At 72.5% G+C, this 16,351-nt stretch carries 14 protein-coding genes; 7 read left to right on the forward strand and 7 right to left on the reverse strand.

Features of this window, described 5'->3' with window-relative positions; all coding sequences use genetic code 11:
* Window positions 1-8: 8 nt before the first annotated feature.
* From ACFWPQ_RS02735 to ACFWPQ_RS02765, 7 genes are all read right to left on the reverse strand, one after another.
* Entirely contained in the window at window positions 9-1,016 is a 1,008-nt protein-coding gene (locus ACFWPQ_RS02735) for a phosphotransferase family protein (RefSeq protein ID WP_384029221.1), read from the reverse strand.
* The gene (locus tag ACFWPQ_RS02740; protein WP_384029223.1) at window positions 1,013-2,224 is read right to left on the reverse strand and encodes an acyl-CoA dehydrogenase family protein; all 1,212 of its coding nucleotides are present in this window, start codon (window positions 2,222-2,224) and stop codon (window positions 1,013-1,015) included. Before ACFWPQ_RS02740 ends, ACFWPQ_RS02735 begins: the two co-directional genes overlap by 4 nt.
* 70 nt (window positions 2,225-2,294) lie before the next feature.
* Window positions 2,295-3,443 carry a thiolase family protein gene (locus ACFWPQ_RS02745; protein WP_384029225.1) on the reverse strand — a complete coding sequence of 383 codons (1,149 nt, stop codon included), beginning with the start codon at window positions 3,441-3,443 and terminating at the stop codon, window positions 2,295-2,297.
* Entirely contained in the window at window positions 3,440-3,811 is a 372-nt protein-coding gene (locus ACFWPQ_RS02750; RefSeq protein WP_384029227.1) for a Zn-ribbon domain-containing OB-fold protein, read from the reverse strand. Before ACFWPQ_RS02750 ends, ACFWPQ_RS02745 begins: the two co-directional genes overlap by 4 nt.
* Window positions 3,796-4,584, reverse strand: a complete 789-nt coding sequence (locus ACFWPQ_RS02755; protein WP_351492692.1) for an enoyl-CoA hydratase/isomerase family protein — start codon at window positions 4,582-4,584, stop codon at window positions 3,796-3,798. Before ACFWPQ_RS02755 ends, ACFWPQ_RS02750 begins: the two co-directional genes overlap by 16 nt.
* A 101-nt stretch (window positions 4,585-4,685) precedes the next feature.
* Entirely contained in the window at window positions 4,686-5,819 is a 1,134-nt protein-coding gene (locus tag ACFWPQ_RS02760; protein WP_384029229.1) for an acyl-CoA dehydrogenase family protein, read from the reverse strand.
* Window positions 5,820-5,830: 11 nt separating this feature from the next.
* The gene (locus ACFWPQ_RS02765; protein WP_384029231.1) at window positions 5,831-6,637 is read right to left on the reverse strand and encodes an SDR family NAD(P)-dependent oxidoreductase; all 807 of its coding nucleotides are present in this window, start codon (window positions 6,635-6,637) and stop codon (window positions 5,831-5,833) included.
* Window positions 6,638-6,694: 57 nt separating this feature from the next.
* Between ACFWPQ_RS02765 and ACFWPQ_RS02770 the strand changes: the two genes are divergently transcribed.
* The 7 genes from ACFWPQ_RS02770 to ACFWPQ_RS02800 all read left to right on the forward strand — a co-directional run bounded on the left by ACFWPQ_RS02770 (window position 6,695) and on the right by ACFWPQ_RS02800 (window position 16,340).
* Window positions 6,695-7,786 carry an NAD(P)-dependent alcohol dehydrogenase gene (locus ACFWPQ_RS02770; RefSeq protein ID WP_384029233.1) on the forward strand — a complete coding sequence of 364 codons (1,092 nt, stop codon included), beginning with the start codon at window positions 6,695-6,697 and terminating at the stop codon, window positions 7,784-7,786.
* 203 nt (window positions 7,787-7,989) lie between these two features.
* A complete protein-coding gene (locus ACFWPQ_RS02775) occupies window positions 7,990-9,360 on the forward strand; it encodes an FAD-dependent oxidoreductase (RefSeq protein ID WP_384029235.1) in 1,371 nt (456 codons plus the stop codon).
* Between the two features lie 165 nt (window positions 9,361-9,525).
* Window positions 9,526-10,395, forward strand: a complete 870-nt coding sequence (locus ACFWPQ_RS02780) for a branched-chain amino acid ABC transporter permease (RefSeq protein ID WP_384029238.1) — start codon at window positions 9,526-9,528, stop codon at window positions 10,393-10,395.
* 12 nt (window positions 10,396-10,407) lie between these two features.
* A complete protein-coding gene (locus tag ACFWPQ_RS02785; RefSeq protein WP_384029240.1) occupies window positions 10,408-12,945 on the forward strand; it encodes an ATP-binding cassette domain-containing protein in 2,538 nt (845 codons plus the stop codon).
* Window positions 12,946-13,022: 77 nt separating this feature from the next.
* Window positions 13,023-14,201 carry an ABC transporter substrate-binding protein gene (locus ACFWPQ_RS02790; protein ID WP_384029242.1) on the forward strand — a complete coding sequence of 393 codons (1,179 nt, stop codon included), beginning with the start codon at window positions 13,023-13,025 and terminating at the stop codon, window positions 14,199-14,201.
* 120 nt (window positions 14,202-14,321) lie between these two features.
* Entirely contained in the window at window positions 14,322-15,506 is a 1,185-nt protein-coding gene (locus tag ACFWPQ_RS02795) for an acyl-CoA dehydrogenase family protein (protein WP_384029244.1), read from the forward strand.
* A 111-nt stretch (window positions 15,507-15,617) separates the two neighbouring features.
* Complete coding sequence (locus ACFWPQ_RS02800; RefSeq protein WP_384029246.1) at window positions 15,618-16,340, forward strand: phosphatase PAP2 family protein; 723 nt, start codon at window positions 15,618-15,620, stop codon at window positions 16,338-16,340.
* Window positions 16,341-16,351 lie beyond the last annotated feature (11 nt).

Genomic DNA, 16,351 nt, shown 5'->3' on the forward strand with positions numbered 1-16,351 from the left:
CGGCTCCTTCAAGGCCGTGGGGACCGTCGGGACCGTTGGGTCCTTCGGGATCGCTGGGCGAGGATGTCGCCGGCCGTGCGGATCATCGCCGCGATGGTCGGGGGCAGCCGTTCCTGGTCGGGGTCGTGGTGCTTGCCCTCGCGGTGTCTGCGCAGGTTGTGACCCATGATCGCGGCCATCTTGGTGCGGGCCAGGGCGCGGAACCAGTCGAGGGCGGGTGGTTCGGGACGGCCGTCGAGGTAGGCGGTGAGCAGCTCTTCCTCGGTGGGCAGCCCGGGGACCGGGTGGCCGAGGCGGGGGAAGTTGCGGTGGTCGGTGAAGAGGAGGAACCACGCGAGGTCGATGCGCGGATCGCCGTACCCCCAGATCTCCCAGTCGACGACGGCCGTGGGCCGTTCCCCGCGGCACAGGACGTTGCCGAGGCGGAAGTCGCCGTGGGTGAGGGTGGGTGCCGTGCCGTCGGGGATGTGTGCGGCCAGGGTGCTCAGCAGTTCCTCGGCGCCGGGGCGGAGTTCGGGCGGGACCGCCCGCATGGTGTGGCTCCATCGCGCCAACTCCGCGACCGGGGTCAGGGGTTCGGGATCCGACGGGACGGCGGTCCGATGCAGATCCCGCAGCACGTCGGCCAGGGCCAGCATGCGGGTCCGGCACAGTGCGGGTTCCGGACCGTGCTCGTCGAGGACCGGTTCGACGGCCTCGCCGTCCACGAACTCCATGGCGAACCAGGCGGGTTCGCTCTCGTCCACGGCCACGACGGCCGGGACGGGCACCGGTGACCCGGCGAGCGCGCGCAGGATCCGGGCCTGCCGCAGGACGTCGTTGCGGCCTACGGCACGCTGTCCGGGTGGCACCGCCTTCACGACGTACGAGACCGCTCCCGCCGTGAGCGAGTAGGTGAGGCCCGAGTGTCCGCCGGGCAGCGTCCGCAGGTCGCCCGGCGTCTCGTGCGGGTGCCGGTCGGCGAGCCGCTCGCGGACCCGGCGGCCGAGTTCGGCCACTTCGGTCGACGTACTCAACTCCCCACCCCTTTGGGTTCCTTGGGCAGCCGGAGCACGCGCTCGGCCAGGATGTTGCGCTGGATCTCGTCGCTGCCGCCGGCGATGCGGTAGCCGGGGGCGCCGAGCAGGTGCTCGGTCCAGGCGAACGTGCCCCACTCCCCCGTGTCGGCGGCCAGCCGTGGTCCGAGGAGCTGCTGGACGAGATCGGTGGTGGCGCGCATGGTCGCGGTGGCGTGCAGCTTGCCGACCGAGGCCTCGGCGCCCGGTTCGCGGCCGGCCGCCAGGGCGGCCGTCACCCGGAGTCCGGTGAGCCGTTGGACGAGGCTGCGGACGTACAGGTCGGCCGCCTGCTGCTGTTCTGCGCCGGTGAGCGGGCGGGGCAGCCGCCGGGCGAGGTCGAGGGCGCGTTCGGCGTTGTCCAGGCCGAGGCCGCCGGAGTCGAGGCGTTCGGCGGCGAGCACGGTGAGGGTGACCCGCCAGCCCTCACCGACCGGACCGAGCCGGTCGGTGTCGGGCACGAACACGTCGTCGAGATAGACCTCGTTGAAGCTGGCGCCGCCGGTCATCTGGCGGATGGGCCGTACGGTCACGCCGGGCGCGTCCATCCGGACCAGGAAAACGGTGATGCCCGCGTGCCTGGGGGCGTCGGGGTCGGTGCGGCAGACGGCCACGCCCCAGGTGGCGACCCGGGCGCCGGACGTCCAGACCTTGTGGCCGCGCACCACCCAGCCGTCGCCTTCCCGTACGGCGCGGGTACGGACGCCGGCCAGGTCGGAACCGGCCTCGGTCTCCGAGAAGAGCTGGCAGGCGAGTTCGTCGGTGCGCAGCATGGGGCGCAGCCAGCGCCGCTTCTGTTCGTCGGTGCCCCAGACGCGGACGGCGGGGGCGACGAGCTGCTGGGTGACCGGGAAGACCTCGGTACGCCGCGGCACGTCGAAGGCCGCCTCCTCCGCGCGGTACAACTGCTCGTAGTAGGAGGGCAGTTCGCGGCCCCCGTACTCCGGTGGCCAGTCGAGGGCGCCCCAGCCGTGGTCGTACCGGGTGCGTTCCCACTGCCGTATGAGGTCGGTGTGGGCACGCTCCTCGGACTCGGTCCGGTTCTCGAAGACCGCAACCGAGTCGTCGCCCCGGCCCCAGTCCCGTTGCGCGGTGCGTTCCTTCGCCACACCGGTCAGCCAGTTGCGGGCCTCGGCGCGGAACTCCGCGGGCTCGGGAATGCCGCTCATGGTGCTCCGCCCTCCCTTCTTCTTCTCGATTCCGCGATCGGGTCAGCAGACAGCGGACAGCGGTCAGCCGTCAGCGGGTCAGCACGGTGCAGGCGCTGACGCCCGGCGCGCCGTACACGTGGGTGAAGCCGGCCGTCGGATCACCCGGCACCTGGCGCTCGCCCGCCCGGCCGCGCAACTGCTGGACGACCTCGTGGACCTGGCGCAGCCCGGAGGCCCCGACGGGTTCACCGTTGGCGATGCAGCCGCCGTCGGTGTTGACCGGCAGTGAGCCGCCGATCCCGGTCGCCCCGAACGGGATGAGCGACTCCTGTTCGCCGTGTGCGCAGAACCCGCACTCGGCCAGGTGCATCACCTCGGCGCCGCTCTCGGTGTCCTGGAGCTGGCACACCTCGATGTCGGCCGGTCCCAACCCGGCTTCCTCGAAGGCCTGTTGCGCGGCGTCGGTGCTCACGCTCGTCGGGATCCCGGGCGGCGCCCAGGGGCTGAACACCTCGAAGGAGCCGAACCTGCGGGTCCGTACGACGGCCGCCCGCAGGGTGACCGGTGTGCCGCCGAGTTCGCGTGCCACGGCCCGGCTGCACAGCACCAGGGCGACCGCGCCCTGGCCGGGCGAGCAGAACATGTAGCGGGTCAGCGGGTCGTTGACCATGCCGGACGCGAGGATCTCGTCGGCGTCGAGCGGCTTGCGCCGCCAGGCGAGCGGGTTGAGCGCGCCGTTGGCGTACGCCTTCTCGGCGACCAGGGCGAGGGTGCGGGGGCTGATGCCGTGGTCGTGCATGTACCGCTGGATCTTCAGGGCGAAGAACTGGGTGGTGACCATCAGCCCGTCGCGGCCGTAGGCCTCGTCGAGTCCCCAGTCGGCGGGACGTGGGTCGAAGGCGCCACGCGGGTGTTTGTCGAAGCCGACGGCGAGGGCCACGTCCGCCGCCCCTGACCGGATCGCGTGGACAGCGGACACCAGTGCGCTGCCGCCGGTCGCGCAGCCGTTGCGGACGTTGGTGAACGGCACCCCGGTCAGGCCGAGTTCGGAGACGAGTGTGTCGGCGTTGCCGGCGGCGTCGCTGCCGCCGTACGCGGCCCGCACCCGCGACCAGGGCAGTCCGGCGTCTTCGAGAGCGGCGCGTACGGCCCGCACGGCCAGCTCCCGGCCGGTCGCCTCCGTCCGGGCGAAGGAGGTGATCCCGGCACCGCAGACGAGTACGTCCTCGCCGCTCATACGACGGCTCCCACGCCCCTGGGCACGCCGTCCCCCGCCGTCACCGTGACCGGCATGCCGATCTCGGCGTCCTCGGGCCGGATGTCGAGGGCGGCCAGCACCCGTACGCCTTCGGGGAGTTCGACGTATCCGACGGTGTAGGGGGTGAATCCGGCGGCGGGCGGGACGTACGGCGGCGACTTGGGCGGGTACCGCTGCACGGTCCAGGTCCACAGCGTGCCCGTGGCGGAGAGCAGGACCGGTTCGGCCGGCCCCCCGCAGCGCGGGCACCCGGGGCGGGCCGGGTAGGCGGCCACCGCGCAGCCGGCGCACCGGGAGCCACGCAGCAGGCTCCCGGTCCCCGCCGCGGCGCTCAGCGGCCCTTCCACTGCGGCTCCCGCTTCTCCAGGAAGGCCGCCACGCCCTCCGCCGCGTCCTCGGAGTTGAGCATCACGCCGACGGCGAGGTGTTCCATGACCATCAGGGACTGGATGTCCGCGTCGAGACTCCGGTCGATGGTCATCTTGGTGATCCACATGGTGAACGGGCTCTTGTCGACGAGCTGGTCGGCGAACTCCTCGACGGTGGCGTCGAGTTTGTCCGCGGGCGCCGAGGAGTTGATGAGCCCGAACTCGGCGGCCTCGACCCCGGTGAGCAGCTTGCCGGTGAGCATGAGCTCCTTGGTCTTGCGGACGCCGATCATGCGCGGCACCCGGTAGATCGGTCCCGCTCCGCCGAACAGGGCGCGGCGGATGTGGAAGTCGCCGATCAGGGCGTCGTCCGCGGCGATCGCGAAGTCGCAGGAGATCATCAGCTCGAAGCCGCCGGCGGTGACATGCCCTTCGAGGACGGCGATCGACGGGGTCTTCATCGAGTACAGCCGGTCGCAGACCTTGGCCGACAGCACGGCGACGTCGATCGCGTTGGACCTGCCGACGAAGTCGGCCTTGAGGCTGTCCAGGTCGAACCCGGAGCAGAAGGTGTTGCCGCGACCGCGCAGCACCAGCACGCGCAGTTCGGGGTCCGCGTCGACCTCGGTGATGATCTCGTCGAGGCGGTTGAGGATCGGCACGGTCACGCAGTTCTTCTTGTGCGGGCGGTTCAGCCAGACCCGCGCCACCTGCCCGTCCCGCTCGAACTGGATCTCGTCTTCGACTGCCATGAGCCCCTCCAAACTGAACTGAATTGAGTTCGATTTTGGGGGCGGTAGATGCCCCTGTCAATGGTCTGGAACGTGACCGGCCGGCGAGTGACCGCGCGTGCTCAGCCGCTGCGACCGGCGAGGCCGAGCAGCCCGGCCAGCCGCAGGGCATGGTCGTCCGCCGCGCCGAACAGCGCCTCGTCGGCCCTGGCGCGACGCACGTAGAGGTGGGCCGGATGCTCCCAGGTGAAGCCGATTCCGCCGTGGAGCTGGACGTATTCGGTGGTGGCCAGGCGATACGCACGGGTGCAGGCGACCGCCGCGGCGCTCGCGGCGACGGGCAGCTCCGGCCGTCGCACAGCCAGGCAGGCACTCGCGTACGACGACGCCGAGCGGGCGCCCTCGATCGCGACGAGGAGGTCGGCCAGCCGGTGCTTGATCGCCTGGAACGAGCCGATGGCCCTACCGAACTGAGTTCGGTGGGACACGTGGTCCAGGGTGGCGTCCAGGGCGTGCGCGCTGCCGCCGACATGCTCGGCGGCCAGCGCCACCCGTCCGGCGTCCAGTACGGCGGCGGCTGTCGCCGGGGCCTGTCCCGGCTCGCCGACGGGCTCGGCCGCGGCGCCCGTGAAGCGGAGGTGCGCCTGGCGGCGGGTGGGGTCGAGCACGCGGCGCGCCGTGCGACGGCAGGTGGCGGCGTCCGGGGCGCAGGCGAACAGTCGCGCGCCGTCCGGGGCGCGGGCGGCGACCAACAGCAGCTCGGCGCCCTCGCCGTCGGGCACGAAGTCGGCCTCGCCGCGCAGCACCCAGCCGTCGGGACCGCGCTCGGCGGTCACCTGAGCGGGGTGCAGCACTCCGGCGACGGTGGCCGTGCGGGCGCCGGAGGCGATGCCGGGCAGCCAGCGTTCACAGGCCCGCCGATCGCCGCTCGCCAGCAGGGCCTCCCCGGCCAGTACGACGGTCGGCAGCAGCGGCGCGGGACACAGGACGCGTCCCGTCTCCTCCAGAGCGACGGCGAGTTCGGCGAAGGTGTAGCCGGCGCCTCCGTACTCCTCGGGGACGGCGAGCCCGTGCACGCCGATCTCGCCGGCGAGCCTGTCCCACAGCGCCCGGTCGAATCCGCGCGGGCTCGCGGCCTGCTCGCGGACCCGCCCGGGCCCGCAGGCGTCCGTGAGCACATCCCTGAGAACCGCTCGTAGTTGGTGCTGCTCCGGGGTCCCCCGCAGCAGCGCGGGATCGACATCGAGCCGGACCATCCGAACCTCCCTCACACCGTGAACCGGCCGCCGTTGGCCAGCAGGACCGCACCCACGAGATTCGCCGCATCCTCGCTCGCCAGGAACAGCGCGATGTCGGCGATCTCCTCCGGCGTCGCGTACGGCCGGACCCGCGGGTCGGCGAAGCCCCGCCGGAGCGGCGCGGGCGTGCGCGCCGCCATGCCCGTCTCCGTCGGCCCCGGCGCGACCGTGTTGACGCGCACGCCGAACGCGATCGCCTCCTTGGCGACGGCCTGGCTCAGCGCGTGCGCGCCCGCCTTCGACGCCGCGTAGTGCGGATATCCGGCCACCGTGTCGAAGGCCGAGGAGGAGCCGACGGTGACGACCGCGCCGGACCTGCGGGGCACCATGACGCGCAGTGCGGCGCGCAGCACATGGAAGGTGCCGTCGAGATTGACCCGCAGCACGCGCCGCCACGCATCGTCGCCCAGCCGCGCGGTCACCTCGGGCGGCCGGTCGTCGAGCAGCGCCTCGGCGATCCACTCCTTCGCGACGGGGTCGTCGACACCGGCCGCGTGCACCACCACGTCCAGCCGGCCGTGCGCCCCGGCCGCCTCCCCGAACGCCCGGTCGACCTGCGCACGGTCCGCGACGTCCATGGTCAGCGCGTGCGCGCCGGACAGTTCCTTCGTCACGGTCCCGACCGCGGTGTCGTCGATGTCGGCCGCGAAGACCTCGGCACCCTGTCCGGCCAGCCGCCGGACGACCGCCGCTCCGATGCCGGAGCCCGCACCGGTGACCAGAGCGACCCGCCCGTCGAAGCGTCCGGCCCTCCCGCCACCGCGTTCGTCACCCACAGCGTCACCCCTCTCCCGGGATATTGAACTGACTTCATTTTTGTTACCGTCTCAGTCATGTCAACAGGCAAGGCAGGAGCAGTGCCCACTGGCAGGACAAGAGCGGTCCGGCTGACACGGTGGGGCGGGCCTGCCGTCCTCACCGAGCTGCCGCGACCCGTGCCCACGGGCGAGGAAGTGCTGGTCCGGGTCGAGGCGGCCGGGCTGTGCCGGTCCGACCTCCATGTCATCGACAGCCCGCCAGGGGGTCTCCCCTACCGGATTCCGTTCACCCTCGGGCACGAGGTCGCCGGCCGGGTGGCGGCGCGAGGCCCACGGGCCGTGGGTCCGGCCGTCGGCGAGCGCGTGGTCGTGTACGGGCCCTGGGGCTGCGGGCGCTGCGCGCACTGCGCGTCGGGCGCGGAGAACTACTGCGACCGGCGAACGGCTCTCGACCAGGAGCTGACCGGGACCGGGGCGGGACTGGGCCGCGACGGCGGTATGGCCGACACGCTGCTCGTCCCGTCCGGGCGGCTGCTGGTCCCGGTGGGCGATCTGGACGCGGTCCGGGCGGCGCCGCTGACCGACGCCGGGCTCACCGCGTACCACGCCGTCACCGCCGTGGGGCACTCGCTCTCCGACGGCGCGAGCGTGGTCGTTCTCGGCGTCGGGGGGCTGGGCCACCTCGCGGTGCAGATCCTGCGGGCGACGACGACCGCGCACGTGCTGGCCGTGGACGTACGGCAGGAGGCGCTGGCCCTGGCCGACGCCTGCGGCGCGCACTTCGGGACGCTGCCGCGGCCCGACACCGCCCAGGTCCTGCGGGCCCGGACCAGCGGGGCCGGAGCCGCGGCCGTGCTCGACTTCGTCGGCAGCCGCTCCAGTCTGGAGCTCGCCGTCGCCGTACTGCGGGCGGGCGGGGAGCTGGCCGTGGTCGGCAGCGGGGGCGGCGAACTGACGGTCCGCAAGCCCGGGGTGCTCCCGCCCGGGACGCGGATCTCGCTGCCGTTCTGGGGAACCGTGCCCGAACTCGAACGGGTCGTCGCGCTGGCCCGCGAGGGTTCCGTGCGGGTGGAGGTGGAGCGGTACGGGCTGTCGAGCGCCCTTGAAGCGTTCGAGAGGCTGCGGGCGGGCGCGGTGCGGGGGCGCGCCGTCGTCGTCCCCGACTGAGATTTCCCGACCGCCTTCCCGACCGGGTTCCCGACCGCCTTCCCGACCGGGTTCCCACCGGGCTTCCGGCCGGGCTTCCGACCGACGTGTCGGCCCGGCCGAAACCGTGCCGCCGCAGCGTATCCACACCGACCTCTCGACTACAGAAGTGAGTTCAATTAGCGTCGTGTCCCATTCAGCGACGCGAAGGCGGTGGGCTGCCCATGGGCGCGGACACAGTGGATCTGCTGGTGATCGGTGGCGGCATGGCCGGGCTCTCGGCCGCCGCCCGGGTGGCGGCCGAAGGCGGCTCGGTGGTGCTGGTGGAGAAGGCGGAACGCCTCGGCGGCTCCGCCCGCTTCGCCGGTTTCATCTGGACCGCCCCGACCGTCGAGGAGTTGCGCCGGGTCAATCCGGACGGCGACCCGGAGCTGGCCGCGGCCCTGGTCGACGGGTTCGCCGACGGTGTGGCCTGGGTGCGGTCGCTCGGCGTGGAGTGCCGGCCGCCGGTGCCCGTTCTCGGCTTCGGCCGCGGGCATCAGGTCGACACCCACCACTACCTCGACACCTGCGAACGACTGGTCCGGGACCGGGGCCAGGAGGTGCTGACCGGCACCTGGACCCGCACCCTCCTGACCGAGAACGGCAGGGTGACGGGAGCCGAGTGCCTGCTGCCGGACGGCTCGGCGCGCCGCGTCGAGGCCACCTGGACCCTGCTCGCGACGGGCGGCTTCCAGGGCGATCCCGGCCTGCGTGCCCGGCACCTCCACCCGCAGGCCGCGGACGTCGGCCTGCGGGCCAACCCGCACAGCCGTGGCGACGGGCTCGCGCTCGGCCGGGCCGTGGGGGCGGGGTTCGGCAAGAAGGACGCCGGTTTCTACGGCCATCTGATGCCGGCGGGCGTCTCCCTCGCCGACCCGGCGCGCTTCGTCGACCTCGCGCTCTACTACAGCGAGCACGCCCTGCTGTTCGACACCACGGGTGAGCGCTTCGTCGACGAGACGGTGGGCGACCACCTCACCGCTATGGCCCTGCTGGACCGGCCGCGGGCCCGCGGACTGCTGGTCGCGGACGCACGCGTGCACCGGGAGTGGATCAGCGCCTCGTACGTCGAGGGGATCCCCGGCGTCGACAAGTTCCAGCTGTGCCATCGCGCCGGTGCCCGCTGCGCGGTGGCGGACGACCTGGCGGACTTCGCCTCGATGCCCGAGGAGTGGGGGTATCCCGGCGCCGCGATCCGCGACCGCATCGAGGAGTTCAACGCCGTTGCGGCAGCGGGCGGCACCCCGGCACCCGAACGTCTGCTGGACTCCCGCCCGCTGGACGAACCGCCCTTCTACGTCATCGAGGCCGCCCCGGCGGTCACGTTCACCTTCGCGGGGCTGCTGGTCGACGCCGGGGCCCGCGTCCTGTCGGCGCCGGGCGACGGGGGCGCCGACGGAGACGGTCCGGTCCCGGGGCTGCTCGCGGCCGGCGCGGACGCGGGCGGGCTGTACCGGCGCGCCTACGCGGGCGGCCTCGCCCCCGCCCTGGTCTTCGGGCTGGCGGCGGCTCGTACCGCGCTCGCCGGGAAGCCCACGGCCGACGGCCGCTGAGACGGCGCGGGCGGGCTCGGCACAAATCCCGTGCACGAGTCTTGCCCGTCCGGCACCGCAGTGCCTAGCGTACTGAATTGAGTTCACTTTGATTTAACGCCGCCTGCCGTGCCCGTGAATCCCGCACGCATGGCGTGAAACGCGCTCTTCCCCGAGGGAGGGACTGTGAGCCAGTTCCTGCTTGTCCTGGTCAGCGGTGTGGCGAGTGGAGCCGTGTACGGCCTCATGGGCCTCGGGCTGGTCATCATCTACCGGGCCACGGATGTCGTGAACTTCGCGATGGCGTCGCTCGCGACGCTGGGCCTGTATGTCGCGGTCTCGCTCCACGACCGCGGGGTGGCGACGGTGTTCGGCCTCCTCGCCGCCATCGCGGTCACCGTCGCGGCGGGCCTGCTGGTGCGCGAGACCGTGATCCGCCCACTGGGTCAGGGACAGCTGTTCTCCGCGCTGGTCGTGACCATGGGAGTCTCGCTGATCGCCGAGAACCTGGCCGGATCCGTCTGGGGCGAACAGCCCCGGGACTTCCCCAGCCTGGTGGACGGCACGGTGCGTTGGTCGGGCGCGGCCCTGCCGGTCCAGAGCCTGGTGACGATCGGTGTCGCCGCGGTGGCGATGGCGCTGGTGGGTTATCTGTTCGCCCGCACCACGCTCGGTTCGGCGATGCGGGCCGTGGCCGAGTCGCCGGGGACGGCGCGGGTCGTCGGCCTCGGCGCCCAGCGTCTCGCCCGGATCTCCTGGGCCCTCGGCCTCGGGCTCGCGGCGCTCGCCGCGTGTCTGTACGCACCGCGCTCGGGCCTTGCGACCACCGCGCTCACCGCACCGCTGTTCCGGGCCTTCGCCGGGATCTTCCTGGGCGGTCTGACCAGCATGTACGGCGCCGTCGTCGGCGGGCTGGCCATCGGTGTCCTGGACAACCTGGCGGCGAACTACGTCTCCGCCAGCTTCCGCGACACGTTCGTGTTCTCGTTCACCGTGCTGGTGCTGCTGATCCGCCCCCAGGGCCTGTTCGGCACCCGCACCTTCCAGCGCGTCTGAGGGGTCGCATCCATGGTCTTCAACCGTTCCGTCCTGGCGAGGGCCGCCCTGGGACCGGCCGCCGGCGCGGTGCTCATGGTGTTCATGGCGGCCGGCGCGATCCCGGCCTACCAGATGTACTCGGTGGCGCTGGCGGCCGTGTACACGATCGCCGTGCTGTCGGTCGGTCTGCTCGCCGGCTGGTCCGGCATCTGGTCGGTCGGCCATCCCGCGTTCTTCGCCATCGGCGCCTACTTCGCCGCGTACGGCAGCGCGCACGGCTGGGCCCTGGAGGCGGTGGTGCTGGGGGCGGTCGCGGCCGGCGCCGCCCTGGGCGCCTTCCTCGGGTACGCGGGTGCCCGGTTCTCGGTGCTCTACATCGCCCTGCTGACCCTCGCCTTCACCACGGTCACCCTGGAACTGGTCAACCGGTGGAGCAGTGTGACAGGGGGCGACCAGGGAGTTCCCGTGCTCCAGTTGCGCAGCGCCGTCGGCCTCGGCACGTTCCCGGGCGGCGGCACCGAGGCCCAGTACCTCGCGGTGGGCGCGGCGGCCGTGGTCCTCGCCCTGGCCGTGCCGGCCCGCGTCTCCGCGCTGCGGATGCGGCTGGTGGCCGCCAAGTCGCATCCCATGGCGGCCCGTACGGTGGGTATCGCACCGGAGGCCCAGTCCTCGCTGTCGTTCGCGGTGAGCGGCGCGTCCACGAGCTTCGCCGGCGTGCTGCTCGGTCTGATCACCGGGTTCGTCAGCCCGGACCCGTTCTCGCTCTCCTTCGGCATCTCCCTGATCGCGGCGTGCGTGCTCGGCGGGGTCGGCTCGGTCCTCGGCGCCGTGGCCGGCGGCATCTATCTGACCTGGAGCCCCTCGCTCTCCTCCACCGTGGGGATGCCCCAGCCGGTGGTGCAGGGCCTCGTGCTGATCGCGATCCTTCTCTTCCTGCCCGGAGGAGTCGTGCCGTTCCTCGCCGGGCCGGCGCGACGGGTCCTGAGGCGCGTGCCGCGAAGGCCGGAGGCAGGGCACCCGCCGTCCCCCGAGCCGTCCGCTCCGGTCACCGAGTCGTCCGCTCCGGTCCCCGAACCCGCCCCCGCATCCGACGGTCCGGCCCTCCTCCATCTGGAGCACGTGTCCGTCTCCTACGGTGGCCTCAAGGCCCTGGAGGATGCCTCGCTGTCCGTGCGGCAGGACGAGATCCTGGCCGTCATAGGGCCCAATGGGGCAGGGAAGACGACGCTGTTGAACGTGCTGTCCGGGCTGACCGGCAGCGGACGCGTGAGCGGGTCGGCCGACTTCGCCGGCCGGCCGCTGCTGAGGGCCAGGGCGACCGCGCGTCGCCGACTGGGGATCGGCCGTACCTTCCAGCACGCGGAGGTGTTCTCCGAACTCACCGTCGCCGAGAACGTGTTGTGCACCCGCCGCCGGGTCAGGGCCGGCGACCGGGACGCCGTGGCGCAACTGCTGCACTCCGTGGGCCTCGCGGACGTGGCCGACCGTCGCCCCACGGAGCTGCCCTTCGGCCTGCAGAAGCGCCTCGATCTCGCGCGGGCGATGGCCGAGAGGCCGCGGCTGCTGATCCTGGACGAGCCCTTCGGCGGACTCGACGCGAGCGAACGGGCGTTGCTGGCCGGGCACATCCGCCGTCTCAACGCGGACGGCACCGCCGTGGTCGTCATCGACCACGTCCTCGACGACCTCTTCTCCGTCGCCCACCGGGTGCTCGCGTTCGACTTCGGCCGCACCATCGGCGACGGCACCCCGGACACCGTGCTCCAGGATCCGAAGGTGCGGTCGTCCTACCTGGGAACGGTCGGCAACCGGGCGCGGCTGCCCGACACCGTGGGCGAACGGAGCCTGATCCGGCTGCGCGGGACAGGTCATGCGTACGGCGGTGTGGTCGCCCTGCGGGACGTGGATCTCGACGTCCGGGAAGGGAGCGTGCTCGGTGTAGCGGGGGCCAACGGTGCGGGCAAGAGCACCCTCGCCGGCATCCTGCACGGCTCGCTCCGGCCCGCCCACGGCGCCCGGGAGTCGGACGGCGCCGTCCGCACCAGCCTCGCGCCCGAAGGCCGCGGACTGTTCAGGACGCTGTCGCTGCGCGAGAACCTGGAGGTCGCGGCGTACGCGGCCGGCATCACCGGTGCGGCACTGCGCGAACGGCTGGAGGAGACCGTCCAGTGGCTGCCGCCCCGGCTGCGGGACCGGATGTCCGTCCCGGCCGCCGGGCTGTCGGGCGGCGAACAGCAGATGCTCGCCATCGCCCGCGCGCTGATCGTCCGGCCGGACGTCCTGATCGTCGACGAACCGGCTCTCGGGCTGGCCCCCGCCCTGGTGGACGAGGTCTACGACCGGCTGATCGGGCTGACCCACGAGGGCCTGACGGTGGTGCTCCTGGAGCAGTCGCTCAGCCGGGCCATGGCCGTCTGCCACGAGGTGGCCGTCCTGCACGAGGGCGTCGTCGCCGCTCGGGGACGGCCGGGCGATCCGGAGTTCGCGGCCCTGGCGGAATCGGCGTATTTCAGCGGCGGCCTGGTGCCCGCCACGACCGCGGCGGCCACCGCCCGGTCCCCCAAGTGAAGTGAAACCCCGTGTGACCATTGCGACCTTTGTGAACGAGGTGGACCGTGTTCCGGACAATCAGCAGATCCCGCCGCGTGGCGGGAACGACAGCCGTTCTCGCCGTGCTGGCACTGACCGCAAGCGCGTGCGCCGGTCAGGACTCGGCGTCGGCGGGTGGCAACTCCTCCGAGATCCACATCGGCGCGTGGCTGCCCCTCACGGGCTCCACCGCCACGTACGGCGTGGCCGAGAAGGTGGGTGCCGACGCGTACTTCAAGATGCTCAACGCCCAAGGGGGCATCAACGGCCGCAAGGTGGAGTGGACCGTCAAGGACAACGCGGCCGATCCGCAGCAGACCGTACAGATCGCCCGTGAACTCGTCGGCCAGGACAAGGTCGTGGCCATCGTCAACGCGAACGGCACCTCACAGGCGGAGGCGGCCTTCCCGTTCGTCCTCAACCAGTCCAAGGTGCCGGTCCTCAACGAGGTGGGCGGCGCCGAGAACTGGTACAAGCCGCCGCGCGCCGGCCTGTTCGGCACCCAGACCCTCTACGAGGACCAGGCCGCGGCCGTCGCCGCGTGGGCGGTGCAGGACGGCGCGCGGAAGATCCTCGTCGTGCACAGCGACCCGGCCGCGTTCGTGAACGTGGCCGAGCAGGTGGCGCCCGTCGCGAAGAAGGTGGACCCCTCGGTCGAGGTCGACCGGCTGCCGGTCAAGTACCAGACCACCGACTACACCCCGGTGATCAGCAAGGTGAAGTCGGCGAAGCCGCAGGCGGTCATCCTGATCCTCACCTCGCCCGAGGCGGCCGCCTTCCTCAAGGAGGCCAGGCTGCAGGGCCTCTCCCTGCCCACCTACGCCTACGCCCCGGTGGCCGCGGAGTCGACGATCGCCCTGGCCAAGGACGCCGCCGAGGGTCTCAAGGCCGTCCAGCTGGTCAAGGCGCCCTCGGACGACGACCCCGCGGTGAAGGAGTTCCGGACCGCGATGGCCAAGTACGAGCCCGGCCAGACCGCCGGCTTCCTCGCCCTGTGGGGCTGGAGCAACGCCAGGGTCTTCGCCGAGATCGCGAAGACCGTCAAGGGCCCGGTCACGGCCCGGTCCCTCACCGCCGCCTACCAGAAGGCGACGAAGGTGGACCCGGGAGTGTCGCCGGTCATGAGCTTCAGCGCGAGCAGTCACCTGGGCACGCGGAGCGTGCAGAAGGTAGTGGTGAAGAACGGCGTCTGGACCTCCGTCGGCGGCTTCTACACACCCCCGGCACGCGGCTGACCGCCCGCCTCGACAGGGCGGAGTCCGGATCAACTTCGTTACGTCGAGGGGCCGTTGACAGTAGACGGGAACGGCGCGACGGTGAGGGTTCCCCTGCGTCCCGAGACCGGAGGTCGACCCTTGGCCGGTTCGTCAGCATCCCGATCGGACACCGACCTCGTCGAGCGCGTACGCGAGCTCCGGCCGCTCATCCGCTCGCACGCCCTGCGCGCGGAGCAGCGGCGACGGGTGACCGGCGAGGTCGTCGAGGCTCTCACGGACGCCGGGATCCACCGTATGAACGTCCCCCGCCACTACGGGGGTTACCAGACCTCGTTGCGGACTCAGGTCGACGCGCTGAGCGAGGTGTCCGCCGCGTGCGGGTCGGCCGGGTTCATGGCGTTGATCCAGGCCGGGTGTGCGTTCATCGCGGCCCTGTTCCCCGACGAGGCCCAGGACGAGATCTTCACCGGACCCGAGGTACGGGTCGGTGGCACTCTCGTCCCGGGCTCGAAAGCCGTTGCGGTGGACGGCGGTTATGCGGTGAGCGGGAAGTCTCCCTTCGCGACCGGCTGTCAGGACGCCGACTGGCATCTGCTGACCGCGCTGGCCGACACGGGGGACGGCCCGCCGGAGATGCTGTGGCTGGCGATCCCCATGGCAGACCTCAAGGTGCTGGACGACTGGGACGTCTCCGGTCTGGCCGGAAGCGGCAGCAACACCGTCGTCGCCCAGGACGTTCACGTGCCCGCCCGTCGCGTCCTGCCGATAGGGCCGTTGCTGGCGGGCACGTTTCCGTCGCAGCGCAACAGCGCCGACCCCTTCTACCGCATGCCGGTGCTCCTGTTGTTCTGTGCCTGGACGGCCGCGAACGCCCTCGGTCTGGCACGGGCGGCTCTGGCGGAGTTCGGCGAGAGCATCCATCGGCGGGGCATCACGTACACCTTCTACGAGCGCCAGCACGAAGCCCCGGTGACGCATCTCCAGTTCGCCGAGGCCTCGATGAAGATCTCCTCCGCCGAACTGCTCGCCGCCGACTTCGTGGCGCTGATCGAATCCAAGGCGGCCGGCGGAGAGCCGTACACGACGCAGGAGCGGGCCCGGATCAGGGCACAGTGCGGGTATCTGGTGCGGATGTGCAAGGAGGCCGCCGACCTGATCGGGTCCGCTTCGGGTGCCTCGTCCCTGCACCGGGAGGTGCCGGTCCAGCGGATCGTGCGGGACCTGAACGCCCTGAGCCTGCACTCGTTCGTCAACCCGACCGCCAACCTGGAGCTGTACGGCAGGGTGCTGTCGGGACTCGACGCCGGAACGCCGTTCCTCTAGCTTCCGGAACCTCGCGTCGGTCCCTCCGGCCGCTTCCCGGACCACCCGGACCACCCGCAAGCGGTTAGGGTGGCGATCAGAGGCTGGGGGCGGACACGAGGGGGGCTCGCGTTGGATCGCCTGGCAGGAGCGGACCTGGAAGTCGGCCCGGGCCAGTTCACGGCGCGCGCGGTGCTGCCCGCGGCGCTGCGCGCGTGGCTCGGACTCGTCGCAGCGCTCGCCACGCTGGTGGTCGTGGTGCTCGGGGTCCGGTACGCCGGCCACGGCGAGCCCGGCAGGGTGGACAGCTGGATCTTCCCGCCGACGGCGGACAGCGTGCGGCCGCCCTGGCGGAACGTCGCCCTGGTCCTGGACTTCCTGGGGGAACCCGCGGGATCGGCGATGGTGGTCGCGGCCTGCGTGGCGGGCTGTCTGCTGCTGCGGCGGCCCCGCGCGGCGGTGCTCGTCGTGGCCGGGGCCGGCCTCACCGTGGGGACGACCACACTCCTCAAGCACCTGGTGGGACGCACCATCCACGGCCCCGGCAACCTGTCCTACCCGAGCGGGCACACCGCCTTCTTCACCGCGCTCGCCCTCATGGCGGCGCTGCTCGCGACCGGCCGGCTCGGCCTCGGCAGGACGGCCGGCATGTCACTCGTGATCGCCGCGGCACTGGTCGCCGGCACGGTCATGGGCTGGGCGGAGGTCGGGCTCGGCGCGCACTACCCGACCGACGCCCTCGGCGGCTGGTGCACCGCGCTGGCGGTGATACCGGTGACGGCGTGGCTGGTCGACCGGACGGCCGACCAGCTCACCGCGCGGACCACCGACGCGGGCCGGCGTCCGCGCCGCTGACGTCACGTCAC

It is taken from the genome of Streptomyces sp. NPDC058464, from assembly GCF_042721035.1.
GTDB lineage: Bacteria > Actinomycetota > Actinomycetes > Streptomycetales > Streptomycetaceae > Streptomyces.

Coding starts and splice junctions, on each gene's coding strand:
- ACFWPQ_RS02740 (WP_384029223.1), bottom strand. CDS start 2,224: ATGAGCGGCATTCCCGAGCCCGCGGAGTTCCGCGCCGAGGCCCGCAAC.
- ACFWPQ_RS02745 (WP_384029225.1), bottom strand. CDS start 3,443: ATGAGCGGCGAGGACGTACTCGTCTGCGGTGCCGGGATCACCTCCTTC.
- ACFWPQ_RS02755 (WP_351492692.1), bottom strand. CDS start 4,584: ATGGCAGTCGAAGACGAGATCCAGTTCGAGCGGGACGGGCAGGTGGCG.
- ACFWPQ_RS02760 (WP_384029229.1), bottom strand. CDS start 5,819: ATGGTCCGGCTCGATGTCGATCCCGCGCTGCTGCGGGGGACCCCGGAG.
- ACFWPQ_RS02770 (WP_384029233.1), top strand. CDS start 6,695: ATGTCAACAGGCAAGGCAGGAGCAGTGCCCACTGGCAGGACAAGAGCG.
- ACFWPQ_RS02775 (WP_384029235.1), top strand. CDS start 7,990: ATGGGCGCGGACACAGTGGATCTGCTGGTGATCGGTGGCGGCATGGCC.
- ACFWPQ_RS02785 (WP_384029240.1), top strand. CDS start 10,408: ATGGTCTTCAACCGTTCCGTCCTGGCGAGGGCCGCCCTGGGACCGGCC.